Origin of the sequence: Nitrospirillum amazonense, assembly GCF_029594735.1 — a bacterium.
Classification (GTDB): domain Bacteria; phylum Pseudomonadota; class Alphaproteobacteria; order Azospirillales; family Azospirillaceae; genus Nitrospirillum; species Nitrospirillum amazonense.
The window spans coordinates 1-15,176 of sequence record NZ_JARPAF010000001.1 but is presented as its reverse complement, the minus strand read 5'-3'; the positions used below and the strand labels follow the sequence as shown (position 1 = coordinate 15,176).

Sequence of the window (15,176 nt, the reverse complement as noted above, 5' to 3'; positions counted from 1 at the left end):
CACGCCGACTGGGGCTCACGCCGCCTTGCGTGCCGTGATGTAGTCCTGGATGACCAGGGATAGCACGTCCAGCGGCATGCTGCCGGAGGAAAGGCCGGCGTGGTGGAACTCGCGGATGTCGAACTTCGGCCCCAGTTCCTTTTTCGCCTGGTCGCGCAGGCGCACCCACATGGTATGGCCGATCTTGTAGCTGCAGGCCTGGCCCGGCCAGGCGCAGTAGCGGTCGGTCTCCCGCGTCATGGCGCTTTCGGTGTCGCCCGTCAGGTCCACCATGTATTTGACCGCCTGTTCCCGCGTCCACCGCTTGTGGTGCATGCCGGTGTCGATGACGCAGCGGCCTGCGCGGAACAGCAGGAACTTCAGGTAGCCGATGCGCCCCATGGGCTCCTTCTCGTACATGCCCATCTCATCGGCCAGCTGCTCGGCATACAGGGCCCAGCCCTCGCCGTAGCCGGAGAAGAACATGTTGGAGCGGTAGCGGGGAATACCCGCCGTCTCCTGCGCCAGGGCCACCTGCAGGTGATGGCCGGGGATGCCCTCATGGTAAAGGGTGGAGGGCAGCGCCCATTTGGGCCATTCGCCGGTGTCGTGCAGATTGAAGTAGATGGTGGCAGGCCGCTTGCCGTCCAGCGAGGGCGACTGGTAATAGGCCAGCGGCGCGCCGGCGTCGATCTGGGCCGGCACCGGCTTCACCTCCGCCTTGGCTTTGGGCAGGGTGGAGAAGTATTGGGGCAGGTGGCTGACCACGTCGGCAAGGCGCACGCCCAGGTCGGCGATCAGCTGAGCCTTGCCCTCCTCCGTCTTCGGGTAGAAGGAGGCGGGGTCCTGGTACAGCGCCTTGATGCGCTGGCCCACCGTGCCCTTTGTCAGGCCCTGCGCCTTCAGCACGGCGTCCAGGCGGGCGGTGATCTCCCGGCCCTGGTCCAGGCCGATGTTGTGCACCTCGTCCGGCGACAGGGTGGTGGTGGTGTTGGCGCGCAGGCCGTCGACATACCAGGCGTCGCCGTCCTTGACGTGCCAGACGCCGGCGTGGTGCGTCGCCTGCCGGCGCGCGGCCTCCACCGCCGCGATCTGACGGTCCAGGGCGGGCAGCACCTTGGATGTGTAGATGCCGGCGGCACGGGCGGCCCAGTCGCCCTCGATGCCCTTGGCCTTGGCGCGCTTGGCAACGGATGATACCAGGTCCGACTTGTCCGCATCGACGCGCAGGGCGCGCATCTGGGTCAGGGTCGTGTCCAGCAGGAAATCCGGCGCCACCACGCCCGCGCCCCGGTCATGGTCCAGACGCTCAGTATCGTGGTCCAGCGCGGTGGCGAAGGCCTCCAGCCGCGAAAGATAGGCCTCGGCATCGTCCTGGGTGGCGATGGGGTGCTTGGTGTCCAGGAAGGTGGGCGTGGACTGGTAGCAGCCGGTCAATTGGCTGATGGCATAGGGGGACCGTTCGCCCGGCCGGCCGAAGTCGAAGCGCTTGTAGGTTTCCAGCCGATTGGACAGGACGTAGGCCACGCAATCGTAATTCACGGCGTCGATGCCGCTCAGGCTGCGGCGGTCGATGCCCGCCAGGCGGCGCATCTGGCTGGCGGCGGCCTCACGCTCCACCGCTTGGCCGGCGGCCGAGCGGTCGCCCAGGCGGCTGCGCAGTCCCGCCAGGTCACCCGTGTCCAGGCCCAGATTGGTCGCGGCCTCGGGCCGGCGCCGCAAATCCTCCTGGAAGAAGGTTTCCAGCAAGGCGGTCAGGGAGGCGCCGGCACCGGACGGAGTGCCGGAGGGGGCGCCAATGGGGGTGGAAGCTTGCGCCCACGCGGGCAAGGCTGCGGACAAGGCGACGGCAGCGGAACTGCCGGCCAGGAACTGGCGACGATTGACCATGGAACTCTCCCAACGCGTATGCCCCTGTTTTGGGGAGAGTATGCGCAAATTTTTGATGGATGAAAGCCGGGCCCCGCCATCAAACAGGCCGACCCTCCGTTCCGCGGCCGGCTGACCGGCTATATCCATTGTAAATTGTTTGCCGACTAACCCACCACCACCGCTGGCGTCAACCGGCCGCCGGGCATGGTGCCGAATCGGCCCGGCAGCCGAAAATGGACCTCGTGCGCCGGCCGCCCCCTCCAAAGCCCGCGCCGGCATTAGCCGTCATAGCCTTGAAACCATTCGCGGTTAAGCCTGGGCCCGAACTTTCGAGGACGCCATTCCCATGCCTTTCCCCCGTCTGCTGCCCCTGACCATCGCCGTCCTGGGCCTCACCGCCTGCGCCACCAGGGCGCCGGAGAACGCCATCGCCATGAACCAGATCCAGGTCATTGGCACCCACAACAGCTATCACGCCGGGATCGCGCCCAACGAGGCGGTGTTGTGGAAGAAAACCCATCCCCAGCAGTACGCCGCCCTGGATTACCACCACCAGCCCCTCGCGGCGCAGCTGTCGGCCGGGGTGCGCCAGGTGGAACTGGACATCTACGCCGACAGCAAGGGCGGGCTTTACGCCCATCCCGCCGGGCCTGGCCTTGTGACGAAGGCCGGCCTGCCGGCCGACCCGCCGTTCGACCCCGATCACGTCATGGACAAGCCGGGCTTCAAGGTCATGCACATGGAGGATGTGGACTACCGCAGCACCTGCCAGCCCTTCACCGCGTGCCTGGCCGACATCCGCGCCTGGTCGCGGGCCCATCCCGGCCATGTTCCCATCTTCATCCTGATCGAGACCAAGGAGGAGGCGCTGACCCTGCCCTTCCCCACCGTGACGCCGGAGGCGCTGACACCGGCCAGCCTGGACGCCCTGGACCGGGAGATCCTGTCGGTGTTCAAGGCGGGTGAGATCATCACCCCCGACGGGGTGCGGGGCGATGCCGCGACCCTGAACGCCGCCATCCGGACGCGCGGCTGGCCCAGCCTGGAGGCGGCGCGGGGCAAGGTCGTCTTCCTGCTGGACCAGAGGAAGGTCACCGCCCGTTACCTGGAAGGCCATCCCGGCCTGAAGGGCCGCGTCGCCTTCACCAACGCCCAGCCCGGCGATGCCGACGCCGCCTTCATCGAAATGAACGATGGCCCGGGCGACACCATCACCGCCCTGGTGCGCCAGGGTTACCTGGTCCGCACCCGGTCCGATGCCGACACCAAGGAAGCGCGGGCCAACGACACCCGCCGCCGCGACATGGCGCTGGGCAGCGGGGCGCAGATCATCAGCACGGACTATCCGGCCTCGGAACCGGCCGGCACCGGTTTCGCCGTCAGCCTGCCGGGTGGGGCCGTCGCACGCTGCAACCCGGTGACGGCGGGCGATGGGTGCGGGGTGGGGCCGCTGGACCGGTAGGGACCGGAGGCCGCTTGCCAGCGCCTGAAACCCTTCTCTATTCTTCCACGCACAATAAACGTTGGAAGCGGCAGGCGATGAAGAAGACGAGCAGATGGGCGGCGTTGGCATTGGGCACGGCGCTGAGCCTTCCCCTGGGAAGTGCCGCCGGCGCGGCGGAGGCCGCAAAGCAGGAAGGTATTAAGGTCGATCTGACCCGGCCCGACTGGGTGGCCTTCCGCAACCTGTACCAGCAGTTGGTGCAAACCAACACCACGCTGTCGGCCGGCAGCTGCACGACGGCGGCGCAGAACATCGCGAACCGGCTGGTCGCCATCGGCTTGAAGAAAAGTGATGTGCGCGTGCTGGTGCCGGATGGCCGGCCCAAGGATGGCGCGCTGGCAGCGGTGCTTCCCGGCACGGACAAGGCGGCCAAGCCGCTTTTGCTGTTGGCCCACATCGACGTGGTGGAGGCCAAGCGTGAGGACTGGCAGCGCGATCCCTTCACCCTGGTGGAGGAGAACGGCTATTTCTACGGGCGCGGCAGCAGCGACGACAAGGCCATGGCCGCCGTCTTCGCCGATCTGCTGATCCGCCTGCGCCAGGAAGGCTTCCGGCCCAAGCGCGACATCAAGCTGGCGCTGACCTGCGGCGAGGAGACCAGCGACACCTTCGACGGCGTGGCCTACCTGCTGGCCCACAACCGCGACGCGGTGGACGCCGAATTCGCCCTGAACGAAGGGGCCGGCGGCAGGCTGGACAAGGACGGCAAGTACCTGGCCCTGGAGATCCAGGCGGGGGAGAAGGTCTACCAGGACTTCACGCTGGAGACGACCAACCCCGGCGGCCACAGCTCCCGGCCCAGCAAGGACAACGCCATCTATCACCTGGCGGCGGGCCTGAACCGGCTGGCGGCCTTCGACTTCCCGGTGGCGCTGAACCCGGTGACCAAGGCCTATTTCACCGCCCTGTCCCCGGTCATCGGCGGGCCGGTGGGAGCCGACATGGCCGCCATCACCAAGGACAACCCCGACCCGGCAGCCATCGCGCGCATCAGCCAGGACGCCGGCTGGAACAGCACGCTGCGCACCACCTGCGTCGCCACCATGGTAAATGCCGGCCACGCGCCCAACGCCCTGCCCCAGCACGCCCAGGCCAACGTCAACTGCCGCATCCTGCCGGGGCAGCCCCTGGAGAACGTGCGCCAGACCCTGGTTAAGGTGCTGGACGATCCCGCCATCAAGGTGACGGCGGTGGGCGAACCCAGCCCAGTCTCCCCTCCCCCGGCCCTGACGCCCACGGTCCTGGACCCGGTCAAGGAGGTGGCGGCCAAGATGTGGCCGGGCGTGCCGGTGGTGCCCACCCAGTCCACCGGCGCCACCGACGGCCGCTTCCTGAACGCCGCCGGCATCGCCACCTACGGCCTCAGCGGCATGTTCCGCGACCCGGACGGCAGCGGCGTCCACGGCCTGAACGAACGCATCCGCGTCCGGTCTCTCTATGAGGGGCGGGAGTTCCTGTACGCGGTGGTGAAGAAGTACGCGGGGTGAGGAGCTATACGTGAATAATTACACGCCCGATCAGGAGCTTAGTGATTATTCACGGCCAACTCTCTATCTCTTCCCAGTCTACGCATGCTTGAACACGACCTTCACTTCGCCGGCCACGCTTGCACGGTGGTCGGGGTGGTGCTATCAAATCCCCGCAAACGCTTAATATGAAATCTATCAGAAAATTTGTTTTAAAGATCAATTCTCGGCAATTGGCGCGACTGTAGACAAAAAATTTAATTCTTTAGCGGAGACGTATTCCAATGAATTTCTTGAAATCAGGCGAACTGGCAAATGGCACTGTCGATCCGATGAGCATTAATGGCGCCATTCTGGATCGGCAATCAGCCCAGCGCCCGGTTTCAAGTCTGGTGTTGGGCGTCATCGTCCTATTATGGGGGGTGATCCTGGCAATTAGCGCGCCAGGCCAGTTGTCTTACGATTCCATCGTCCAATTAAACGAAGGACGGACAGCGACTTATCTCAGCATGCATCCGCCACTTATGTCAGCCATGCTGGGAGTCGCCGACAGCGTCGTGCCGGGAACCGCGCTTTACCTCGCCTTCAGCATGGCGTTGTTCTTCGGTGCACTTGCGCTTCTCATTAGCCGTGCGGCGCGCCCGCTGCCTACGATGGTGCTTACGATAGCGGCTTGCTTCACCCCCCCCGTTTTGGTCTATCAAGGCATCGTTTGGAAAGATGTATTATTTGCCAACCTCGCCATCTTGGCGTTTGCCGTGCTTGGAACCGTCGACGGGCCATTAAAGGGGCGGCGCTTTATTGCATATGAGGTTACGTGCATCCTTGCGGCCTTTGCCGCTCTGGTGCGTCAGAACGGTTTTGTCGTCATCCTATTCGTGGCACTTGCCATTGGCTTGAAGGAATACAGGCGGGTGGCGCCAACGGGTCCGGCCAAAAAGGCTTGGCGTTCCGTCAGTTTCGGCTTTTGCGCCGTGTTGTTCGCCTTGGGAGTTTGCTCATTATCAAACGAACTGATCCGTATTACGGCTGTTAGGCAAGAAAGCGTAGTCGGGGCTGGGCTAATGGTTCTTGCCAGATATGACATCTCTGGAATCATTGCTTTTGAAGAAGATTTCGATTTGCCTCTGCTAAATGAAAGAGGCGTGGATATTGCTAAATTCGAGAACGCTATCCGGCAGAACTACACGGCAGAACGGCTCGACAATCCGCTCAACCCTCATAGCTCCCAGATCGCGATTTCTGGCTTTTCCCATCTCTCCCCTGCCGAAACAATCAACCTTTGGCAGGGGCTCATATTAAGTCACCCCCGCGCGTACGCGGCTCACCGCATTGCAGTTTTTAAATGGCTTATGTTCCCAACCGATCCCAGCCATTGCTTACCAGTTCATGTCGGAATCTACGGGCCGATAGATTTGATCCAAAGCCTTGGGTTGAAAGAAGGGACTCGTCCGTCGGATCAAGCACTTTACAATTACAGTACGCATTATTTTGGCGGCCCGCTCATGAACCCAACATTCTACGCCGTCATCGCCGCGCTACTGATTGCGTATCTGTTGTGGCGCCCCACCAAAGGCAACGTTGTGATTATTTGCATGTTGTTATCGGCTTTGGCTTTCGCCGGAAGCTATTTGGTGATCGGCATCGCATGCGATTTTAGGTACGTTTATTTCCTGGTGGCAGCAACGATCGTGGCGTTCCTGTATATTTTCGCCAACACCGAAAATATAAATCTTTCTAAATATTTCTTTTTGTTCAGAAAAGATAAATATGATTCCTGAGCCCAATATTTAAGGAATATTGTTTAATTTAGGCAACTAATATTGAAGAGATACGATATGGATTATGATATAATTATTGTTGGTGGCGGCTTCTTTGGCATGTACATTTCAGAATATTTTGCCAAGAAGAAACGCCGCGTCCTGCTGGTAGAACGGGAGCAAGATTGTATGCGCCGTGCCTCTTATCACAATCAGGCACGCGTTCATAATGGCTACCATTACCCTCGCAGTGTCCTGACGGCTTTGAGGTCCAGGATTTCATTTCCACGATTCATACAAGAATATAGTGACTGCGTTGTTTCGGATTTTCAGAAATTTTATTTGATCGGCTCTCCTTTGGGGAAAGTGTCCGCCTACCAGTTCCAGAAGTTCTGTGAGCGAATCGGCGCCCCCTGCGAGGTGGCCCCGACCTGGCTGCGTCGGCTTACCAACCCCCATTTCGTTGAAGCCTGCTTTTCCACCGTGGAATATGCCTTTGACGCTACAGCGCTTCGCGACACGATGCTTCAGCGATTGAATGCCGTCTCCGTCGAGATTCGCCTGGGGACCACGGTGGAAGGCGTGCGCCAGAAAGCGGGCGCCCTGGCGGTCAGCATACGGAACACCGACTCATCCGCCGAGGAATTGACCGCTGCCCACGTTTTCAATTGCACCTACTCCAATATCAATTTCCTGCTCGCGAACTCCGGGGCGCCACCCATTCCGCTGAAACATGAAATGACAGAAATGTGCATCGTCGAGGTGCCAGACGAAATCCGGCAATCTGGGATAACGGTCATGTGCGGACCATTCTTCTCCGTGATGCCGTTTCCGGCCCTGGGGTTGCATTCAGTCAGCCACGTGCGGTACACCCCGCATTATGAGTGGCTGGACGAAGGAGGCGACGCCGATGGTGCCCAGGGTCGTCTTTTCGACGCGCGCCCGGGCGCAAGCGCGTGGGAGGCCATGCGCAAGGATGCGGCCCGCTACATCCCAGTCCTGAGTGAATGCCGCTACAGCCAGTCCCTGTGGGAGGTGAAGACTGTTTTGCCGCGAAGTGAAACCGATGATTCCCGTCCAATTCTGTTTCGCCCCAATCATGGGTTGCCCGGTCTGCATAGCGTCCTAGGGGGGAAAATCGACAACGTTTATGATGTTGTCAAAGCGATTGAAGTCAACAGCATCGGGCTTTGAGGGGGGCATACAGTGAAAAGTGAACTCTTTGTATCCGCAGGCATCGTCGTCAACCGTCCGATTCCCTCCCTGAAGGATGAGTTGGCGGCCGTCCAACGCACCCTTAATGCCCTCTATTCCGACTACGAGATCCTAGTGATCATACAGGGACCGGTGCTCCAGCAGGTATCCGATGCCCAAGCTGCGGATATCCTCTCGAATATCCCCTGCATCCGCTTCATTCAACTTTCCTTCGCGGTGCCTTCCGACGTAGCGCGGTCCGCCATCGTTGAGAATGCGATCGGCGATTTCGTTCTGTTGTTCGACCTTGCCGCCGATCCCCTTGAATTGATCGCCGAGGCCGTGGCCGCCTGTCAGCGCGGGAGCGATATTATCGTCGGCGTTTCCATTCTGGCGCCTTCCCCGCTGTATCGCCTGGGCCGGCGCATCGCGTCGCCGTTGCTGGCGTCCATCGACTATCAGTTGCCCGCAAACGCAACTGACTTCAGATGCGTAAGCCGGCGGGCGATCAACGCGGTAATCAATACCGGGCGTTCCCATCACCAGCTCAATCTTCGCCTTCAAAAGACCGGCTATCCGTCCCAAGCCATAGCCTACGAACAAAAGGCTGAGGCTCGCCGGGACAGGTCGCTGCCACAAGCCTGCCGACAGTTCCTCCATCTTCTGGTGTTCAATTCATCACGCCCGCTACGATGGATGTCGGGGATTGGTTTGCTGGGCAGCTTAATAGCACTGATCTTCGCCTGCTACAGCGTTTTGATCAATATTTTGAAAGAAAAGGTCATGGAAGGTTGGACAACGACCGTCCTATTCATGTCCATCCAGTTCATGTTGCTGTTCCTTATTCTTGCCTTCATCAGCGAATATCTGGGCCGCCTACTCGATGAGAGACGAGGAATTGCGGAATACGCAGTGGTTTCAGAACGGAACAGCAGGACTATGGTAAACGACCAGCGCGTAAATGTGCTCACCGATTCCGTATAACCGTCGTCCTTAGGACGTGATGCCACCTTAGGATGGACGGCTTGGCTTACTCAAGCCCGCCCCCACATCGGACAAGGCGGAGTGTTCCAATCCATCTCGTCGGGGTGGTACTTGAACATGCCTCAAGGAATTGAATTTACGTGCCTCGCCAGGCCGTCACGGCCAGAACCGGATTTTAAAATGGAGGGACCATGGCGGACGGGCTTATAGGCCATACCGGCTTCGTTGGAACAAATCTTGGCGCCGCCCACACCTTCGCGGGCCTGTTCAATTCCAAGAATATCGCCGAACTCGACGGCAGCCAATTTGATGTGCTGGTCTGCGCCGCGGCCCCTGCTACGATGTGGGCTGCCAATAAGGACCCGGAAAACGACCTCCAAAACATTTACCGGTTACTCTCTCATATTGAGCGAGCCCGGGCGGAACGTTTCGTCCTTATTTCGACGATCGCGGTTCTCGCCGATCCCGTCGGCTTGGATGAAAGCACCAACCGCTTCGAAACAGGTAAGGCTTATGGCCGCAACCGGCGCTTCCTGGAAGAAGCCTGCACGGCCCTATTCCCGCGGTGCCATGTCCTGCGCCTACCCGCGCTCTTTGGCTCCGGCCTGAAAAAAAACTTCCTCTTCGATATATTGAATCCGGCCCCTTCCTTCCTAAGCCAGGAACGCTATAAGGACATGCTCGATCGCCTGCCACACGCAGCGGTCGGCTTGCTGAAAGCGGTTTATGAGTTCGACCAAGGCTTGGCGATGTATCGGTGCGCGCGTGAGCGATTGATCGGCGCGAATCGAGGCCTGTTGGTTGACGCGATGAGAACCGCCGGCTTTACCGCCCTCAACTTCACAAATCCTGATAGCAGTTACCAATATTATGGTTTGGCGCGCCTGTGGTCGGACATCGGTGTTGTCATCCGAAATGAACTGCCCGTGGTACATCTCGCGCCAGAGCCATTGCGTGCCGGTGATATCTATCAATTCGTGACCGGTCATTCCTTCAGCGGGACGGACGCTGCGACCTATCATGAAGATATGAAGACCCTCCATGCTGACTTATTGGGCGGAAGCCGAGGATACATCCAGGACCGCGCATCGGTTCTGAGCGACATCAGCACTTTCTTCAGAAGCCTGGCAGCGTCATGAAACTCGCGGTTTCCAACATTGCGTGGTCCTATCCGCAGCGCCTGGATGCCTACGCCATCCTTCGCGATCATGGCATAACCGGACTTGAGATCGCCCCAGGCTTGTTGTTCGCCGACGAGGTTGATCCGTTCGTTCCCTCTCGGGAGGCCGTTCTGGCACGCCTAAGGGAACTCGACCACTTCGGGCTGCAGCTGGTTTCCATGCAATCGCTGCTGTTCGGCATCGAGGGCGCCGATCTGTTCGGAGAGCCCGCTGCACGGCGCCGCCTGGAACAGGGGCTTGTCCGGGCCATTGAACTAGCAGGCAAACTCCACATCGCCAACTTGGTCTTTGGCTCGCCCAAGCAGCGCGTCATTCCGCCGGGTCTAGCGAAGGATGCGGTCCTTGCAGCCGTAACTGAAATTTTCCGGCCCCTCGGCGACCAAGCTGCGGCCAAACGGACCCATATTGCGCTGGAGCCGAACGCCGCCGCCTATGGCACCAATTTCATGACGACCTTCCAAGAGACTCTGGAAGTCGTGCGCCACATAGGTCACGCGGCTGTGACCTTTAATTTCGACGTTGGTGCGCTTTATATGAATCAGGCCTTTGACCAGGTTGTGTCATTCGCGCAAGAAGCGGCGGCGCACATCTCGCACGTTCACGTTTCCTCCGCGCATTTGGCACCGGCGCCGATGAATGAAGAAGACGCGCGTGCCGTCTTCTCGGCACTGAAATCTATCGGCTATGATCGGGCGGTTTCGATTGAAATGAAGGCCTCGCCAAACGCGCTAGAAACGCTCGCCACCTCCGTCGCCCTTCTCAAGGCAGCCGCGACTTTGGAGGGACTCCCTTGAGCCATCATGACCGGTCGGCCTCTGCCGATGCCCACGTTATTTCATTGGAAAAAGGCACCAATGGCAGGGGTTCGACGGGAACAGCGACGCTGTTATCTCCCGAACTGATGCGCTTCGCGTTGGTGATCGGCGGTGGCTTGGTCGTCGATCTCACGGTCGGCTCAATCATCGTCAATGTTGCCGGGCTGTCACTCACCGTCGGCTCCGCCGCAGGATTGCTGACAGGCGCGGTTTTCAACTATATTCTCCATGAATTATGGACATTCCGTCCCCGACAGGGCGGAAACGGCCTGTCGACCAAAAGGGCATCGCTTTACCTGATGACCTCCCTCATTGGCCTGTGCGTTCGCCTGGGCCTAGTTACGGCCATGTATACCTTGGCAACCAGTCACTTGGCTAATCTCGCCGTGCTCGTTGCCGCGGCTGGCGCATCATTCGTGGTCAACTACCTGCTCAGCCGCCTAGTGGTGTTTCGCCGAGCCGGAATCAAATCCAGTTTGGGGGAATAGCGCGATGGAATTTCGTTCCAGCCGGCAAGAGGAAGGCTGGCAAGTCCCCTCGTTTGACGTGAACCTTTTCTGCCCTCGCGGGCACAGGTATGCGCTGGTGATCCCGGTTATCAACGAAGGCGGAAGGATCCGCCGGCAGCTGCAGGCGATTGCCGAGGAATTGCCGCCTGTCGATGTGATCGTGGCCGATGGCGGCTCAACGGACGGGTCGCTCACCGCCGACTTCATCCGCACGCTGCCCATCCGCGCGGTACTGGTGAAAACCGGTCCGGGAAAACTGAGCGCTCAGTTGCGGATGGCCTATTCCTGGTGCCTTGCTGACGGTTATAGCGGCATCATCACTATGGACGGCAACGGCAAGGACGGCGTCGATGCCATTCGGCGCATGTGCGCTAAGCTTGATGAAGGGTATGACTACGTCCAAGGCTCTCGCTACCTCCCGGGAGGGAAGGCGGAGAACACGCCCTTGGAACGGACGATCGGTAATCGGCTGATTCATGCACCGCTGCTCAGCATCGCGGGACGCCACTGGTTCACCGACACGACGAATGGGTTTCGTGCCTATTCACGGCGCTATCTACTGGACCCTCGGGTCGCCCCGTTCCGCGATATTTTCTCGCGATACGAACTGCTTTTCTACCTGACCGCGCGCGCCGGGCAGTTGGGCCTTCGCGTCTGCGAAATTCCGGTCCGCCGCAGTTATCCGGTGGGAGAGGCGACACCGACCAAAATTGCCGGCTTCAAAGGCAAGCTTTCCATTCTGGAGGAGCTGTGGCGCGCCGCCACGGGAGGCTTCAACCCCTGAAGCGCGTGGGGAAAAGGGCGGACGCCACGGCCGACGCGACACCATGCCGCCCCACCCGACCGACCTCTACGGTGAGCGCCCGGCGCATCGCCGGTTGGCGTCTGGAGCGAACCGGCATGTCCCCTTGGTGCCCAACGCCCGGGAGCAGGCCCCGCATGAGCACGCGGCCAGCCAAACATGGCGGGTTGCTCTACCGGACTTCGGGTTTTATCCGGCCAGGGAAATTGGAAGGTGCCCTGCCACAAGCGGACCGCTCACGTCACCGCTGTCGAGCGATGACCGCCGTGCGTCCACTTCTTGGCAAAAGTCGGGAAACTCCGTCTGGAATTGCTGCTCCCACGCCAGGCTGCCGGCATTGGAAAGGCGACGGACCGTGGTGGCCGGCAAAGTCCTTATCCGGGGATGGAGCACTCCCGTGATCGTCCGGTCCATCCAGTTCAACACATTCAGCGGATTCGCCATCAGGTCTTCGTAAAAGAAGCGCTTGGGTGTCATGTCATGATCGCTGAAGTGCTTCTCGAACCCACTTTCGCAGGTCAACAGCCCCATGATCGTTTCCTTGATCCGGTCAGGGTCATAAGCAACTTTGGACAAATATGCGTCACTGTGGTCAGTACTTTGATAGCTGTGAAAAACTCCGCTGGACGCGCTTTTGTAAAGCGATATTCCTTGAGCAATAATGTTCTTTCGTCGCAAGTAGAAGAACGTGATGTCTCGGAATGCGCTGGAGGGAACTCTTGCAAGCTGCTGCATAGCCAGCAGCTGATAGTAGCTTAATTGCACGCCTACGACCCGACAAGGAGAAGCAGAGCTCCGAGCTAACCACTGTGCATAAGTGTTGATATCACGGAGCCCGACTATTTTAGGCGGTGAACACCCCAACGCACGATCTTCTGTCTGGATCCATCCCTCATTGAACCACTCCTGCGGGACACCCAATACATTTGAATTTTTTGCAAGTTCTGTTAGCCATGTACTGCCAGATCGAGCAATAATAAATATTATGTACAATTTATACCGCTTTTTAAGCCTCATTATCGTTTCAAGATTAATAGTGCTATTGTCACAAAAAACTGCCTTATAGGGCTCGCATAACTTTAATTCACTCACCATGACAGCCTCTTACAAAAATCTTTTTATGTCACTTTGGCGAAAGGCTAGCAAGAGGCAAAGTAATTTTAAATAGACACCTATTACGCTTTTCTGTTCATTTGCAAATCTGGCTACATATTAAGACATACACCTATTGGAATAAGCCGTCGCCTAGTACTACAGTTGTCTTTTTCGCCGTTTGTAATGGGCGAGAGCGGCGCTGAGTTGTTGCCGTCTTCGCCAGTACGACCAGGCCATGGTGAATAGCGTTGTGCAGGCGATGCGAGTATGGTTCTGGCCAGCAGGCAGCGGATCTCTGCAGCGGACGGTAGGAGCGCCGGGGGGCAGTCAGGCGGCGATTGCCGGCGCCGGACTCGTTTCGTTCGGTTTGCTCCAAGCGGATCGGCGCAGATCGGCGGCGAGTTGGGCGAGCAAGCCGGCCGCGCCCATGCAGAGGGTCATGTGGCGGTGCCATCCATGCCACGAACGCGCCTCGCAGTGATCGAGGCCCAGATCATCTTTGGCGCGCTGGAAGCATTCCTCGATGGTCCAGCGCAAGCCGGCGGCGGCCGCCAGCTCGGCAAGCGACGTACCCCTTTGGCGCGAAGGCGAAGTAATAGGCGCGTTGATCTGGGGCTTGACGATTGCGCCGGATCAGCACCCATCGCTCGAATTCCGGGGCATGCGCCCAGGAGAGTGGGAAGCGGGCCCAGTCGTAGAGGCGGAGGCCTTTGGTGCCCTCGCCGGTCGGATGTGCCGCCCACCGCGACGGCTCGAGTTGGTCGGCCATGGTGGGCGGCATCGGTACGGGCTAGATGTGGAGCCTCATTAGGTTGTCCCTATCGAGGCCGATACGGCTGATGGGCGGCAATGATTTTAAGCTGCCGTGTGGTCGATGCCAGTTGTATCGGTGGAGCCAGGCTGGCGTAGTAGGCGACTGCGGCCTTCAGGAACGGGACGGAGCTATGGGCTGTCTCGTCCTGCATGATCTGGCTGAAGGCCAGGCGTGATGCGTCATCGATACAGACGTGGACGAACTCCCAGCCGACGCCTCGGCTGTTGCTCTGGCCCGTGCGGTCACCGGTGATACGATGGCCGACTTTCTCGAAGCGGCCCAACTTCTTGATGTCCAGATGGATAAGGTCGCCGGGCGTCTCGCGCTCATAGCGGATGATCGGTTCTTGCGGCTGAAGGTCTTTGGCGCGGCTGAGTTTTGCCGCCCGAAGAATACGGCTGACCGTTGAGCGGGAGACTCCAGCTTCCTGGGCGATCTGCTTGCCGACCAGGCGCTGACGACGCGAGGCGATGATCTGTTCCACCACGGCTGGCGGTGTGGGCTTGCGCAGCCGATGCGGCCTGGAGGATCGATCCTCCAGGCCGGGCAGGCCCATAGCCTGATACCGACCAACCCATTTCCTGACGGTCTTCGCTGTCGTACCGAAGGCCGTCGCCACGGCCTGGACGCCGTCGCCGGCGAGCACTCGCCGAACCAACTCGGCTCGACCCCTTGGCGTCAATCGGGCATTCTTGTGCACGTTCACTCGATCCTCCCGAGGATTACTGAAGCTTCGCAACCTCAGCTTCCACCGGCAGGATCGAGTGGACAACCTATTGGCAACTCACAGCTAGAGCATCGTGCCCGAACGCGGAATCGGTGGATTCCCTTTAGACGCTGGATGTGATTCACCTTTGTCGGAGGTGGATCATGGGCAAGCCGTATTCAGAGGACCTTCGGGAACGGGTTGAGGCCCGGATAGCGGCGGGTCATTCCCGCCGTGAAGCATCGCGGCACTTTGGTGTAAGCGCGAGCTTCGCTGTGAAGTTGGCGCAGCGTGTTGTGGCTACCGGTTCGATTGAACCGGGACGCCAGGGCCGACCGCCCGGCAACGGCAAACTGGCAAAGCATATGCCCCAGTTGATCGCTTGGGTGGAGGCGCAAGCCGATATCTCGATGCCGGAGTTGGCCGCGAAGCTGGCAGCCACCACGGGCGTTGTCGCGCATCCGGCTTCGCTGTCGCGGGCTTTGCTGAAGGCAG

The 15,176-nt window shown here is 60.0% G+C and carries 11 protein-coding genes and 3 pseudogenes; 10 read left to right on the top strand and 4 right to left on the bottom strand.

The annotated features are described in order from the left end of the window. Window positions 1-15: 15 nt before the first annotated feature. The gene (locus P5F91_RS00070; RefSeq protein WP_277906055.1) at window positions 16-1,869 is read right to left on the bottom strand and encodes a DUF885 domain-containing protein; all 1,854 of its coding nucleotides are present in this window, start codon (window positions 1,867-1,869) and stop codon (window positions 16-18) included. A gap of 328 nt (window positions 1,870-2,197) precedes the next feature. Here P5F91_RS00070 and P5F91_RS00065 point away from each other — a divergent pair, with 328 nt between their 5' ends. From P5F91_RS00065 to P5F91_RS00025, 9 genes are all read left to right on the top strand, one after another. Next, complete coding sequence (locus P5F91_RS00065) at window positions 2,198-3,313, top strand: phosphatidylinositol-specific phospholipase C1-like protein (protein ID WP_145612908.1); 1,116 nt, start codon at window positions 2,198-2,200, stop codon at window positions 3,311-3,313. Between the two features lie 77 nt (window positions 3,314-3,390). Next, window positions 3,391-4,842: a M20/M25/M40 family metallo-hydrolase gene (locus tag P5F91_RS00060; protein ID WP_277906054.1), complete on the top strand. Its 1,452-nt coding sequence runs from the start codon at window positions 3,391-3,393 to the stop codon at window positions 4,840-4,842. A 263-nt stretch (window positions 4,843-5,105) separates the two neighbouring features. Then, complete coding sequence (locus P5F91_RS00055; protein ID WP_277906053.1) at window positions 5,106-6,602, top strand: hypothetical protein; 1,497 nt, start codon at window positions 5,106-5,108, stop codon at window positions 6,600-6,602. A gap of 57 nt (window positions 6,603-6,659) precedes the next feature. After that, the gene (locus P5F91_RS00050) at window positions 6,660-7,775 is read left to right on the top strand and encodes an NAD(P)/FAD-dependent oxidoreductase (protein WP_277906052.1); all 1,116 of its coding nucleotides are present in this window, start codon (window positions 6,660-6,662) and stop codon (window positions 7,773-7,775) included. Between the two features lie 12 nt (window positions 7,776-7,787). Next, window positions 7,788-8,759, top strand: a complete 972-nt coding sequence (locus P5F91_RS00045; RefSeq protein ID WP_145612912.1) for a glycosyltransferase family protein — start codon at window positions 7,788-7,790, stop codon at window positions 8,757-8,759. 191 nt (window positions 8,760-8,950) lie between these two features. Further along, complete coding sequence (locus P5F91_RS00040; RefSeq protein ID WP_145612913.1) at window positions 8,951-9,898, top strand: NAD-dependent epimerase/dehydratase family protein; 948 nt, start codon at window positions 8,951-8,953, stop codon at window positions 9,896-9,898. After that, window positions 9,895-10,734, top strand: coding sequence for a sugar phosphate isomerase/epimerase family protein (locus P5F91_RS00035; protein ID WP_145612914.1), 840 nt, complete (start codon window positions 9,895-9,897; stop codon window positions 10,732-10,734). Before P5F91_RS00040 ends, P5F91_RS00035 begins: the two co-directional genes overlap by 4 nt. Continuing rightward, window positions 10,731-11,243 carry a GtrA family protein gene (locus P5F91_RS00030; protein WP_277906051.1) on the top strand — a complete coding sequence of 171 codons (513 nt, stop codon included), beginning with the start codon at window positions 10,731-10,733 and terminating at the stop codon, window positions 11,241-11,243. Before P5F91_RS00035 ends, P5F91_RS00030 begins: the two co-directional genes overlap by 4 nt. Before the next feature lie 4 nt (window positions 11,244-11,247). After that, window positions 11,248-12,048: a glycosyltransferase family 2 protein gene (locus P5F91_RS00025; RefSeq protein WP_145612916.1), complete on the top strand. Its 801-nt coding sequence runs from the start codon at window positions 11,248-11,250 to the stop codon at window positions 12,046-12,048. A 207-nt stretch (window positions 12,049-12,255) separates the two neighbouring features. On the opposite strand, the gene P5F91_RS00020 is transcribed toward P5F91_RS00025, so the two are convergent. The 3 genes and pseudogenes from P5F91_RS00020 to P5F91_RS00010 all read right to left on the bottom strand — a co-directional run bounded on the left by P5F91_RS00020 (window position 12,256) and on the right by P5F91_RS00010 (window position 14,681). Continuing rightward, complete coding sequence (locus P5F91_RS00020) at window positions 12,256-13,161, bottom strand: Stf0 family sulfotransferase (protein ID WP_277906050.1); 906 nt, start codon at window positions 13,159-13,161, stop codon at window positions 12,256-12,258. Between the two features lie 327 nt (window positions 13,162-13,488). After that, window positions 13,489-13,939 (bottom strand): annotated as a pseudogene (locus P5F91_RS29840) (transposase); the annotation flags it as partial. A 12-nt stretch (window positions 13,940-13,951) separates the two neighbouring features. After that, a pseudogene (locus P5F91_RS00010) lies at window positions 13,952-14,681 on the bottom strand (leucine zipper domain-containing protein). A gap of 164 nt (window positions 14,682-14,845) precedes the next feature. On the opposite strand from P5F91_RS00010, the pseudogene P5F91_RS00005 reads away from it, so the two are divergent. Continuing rightward, window positions 14,846-15,176, top strand: a pseudogene (locus P5F91_RS00005) (IS630-like element ISSpo6 family transposase); the annotation flags it as partial.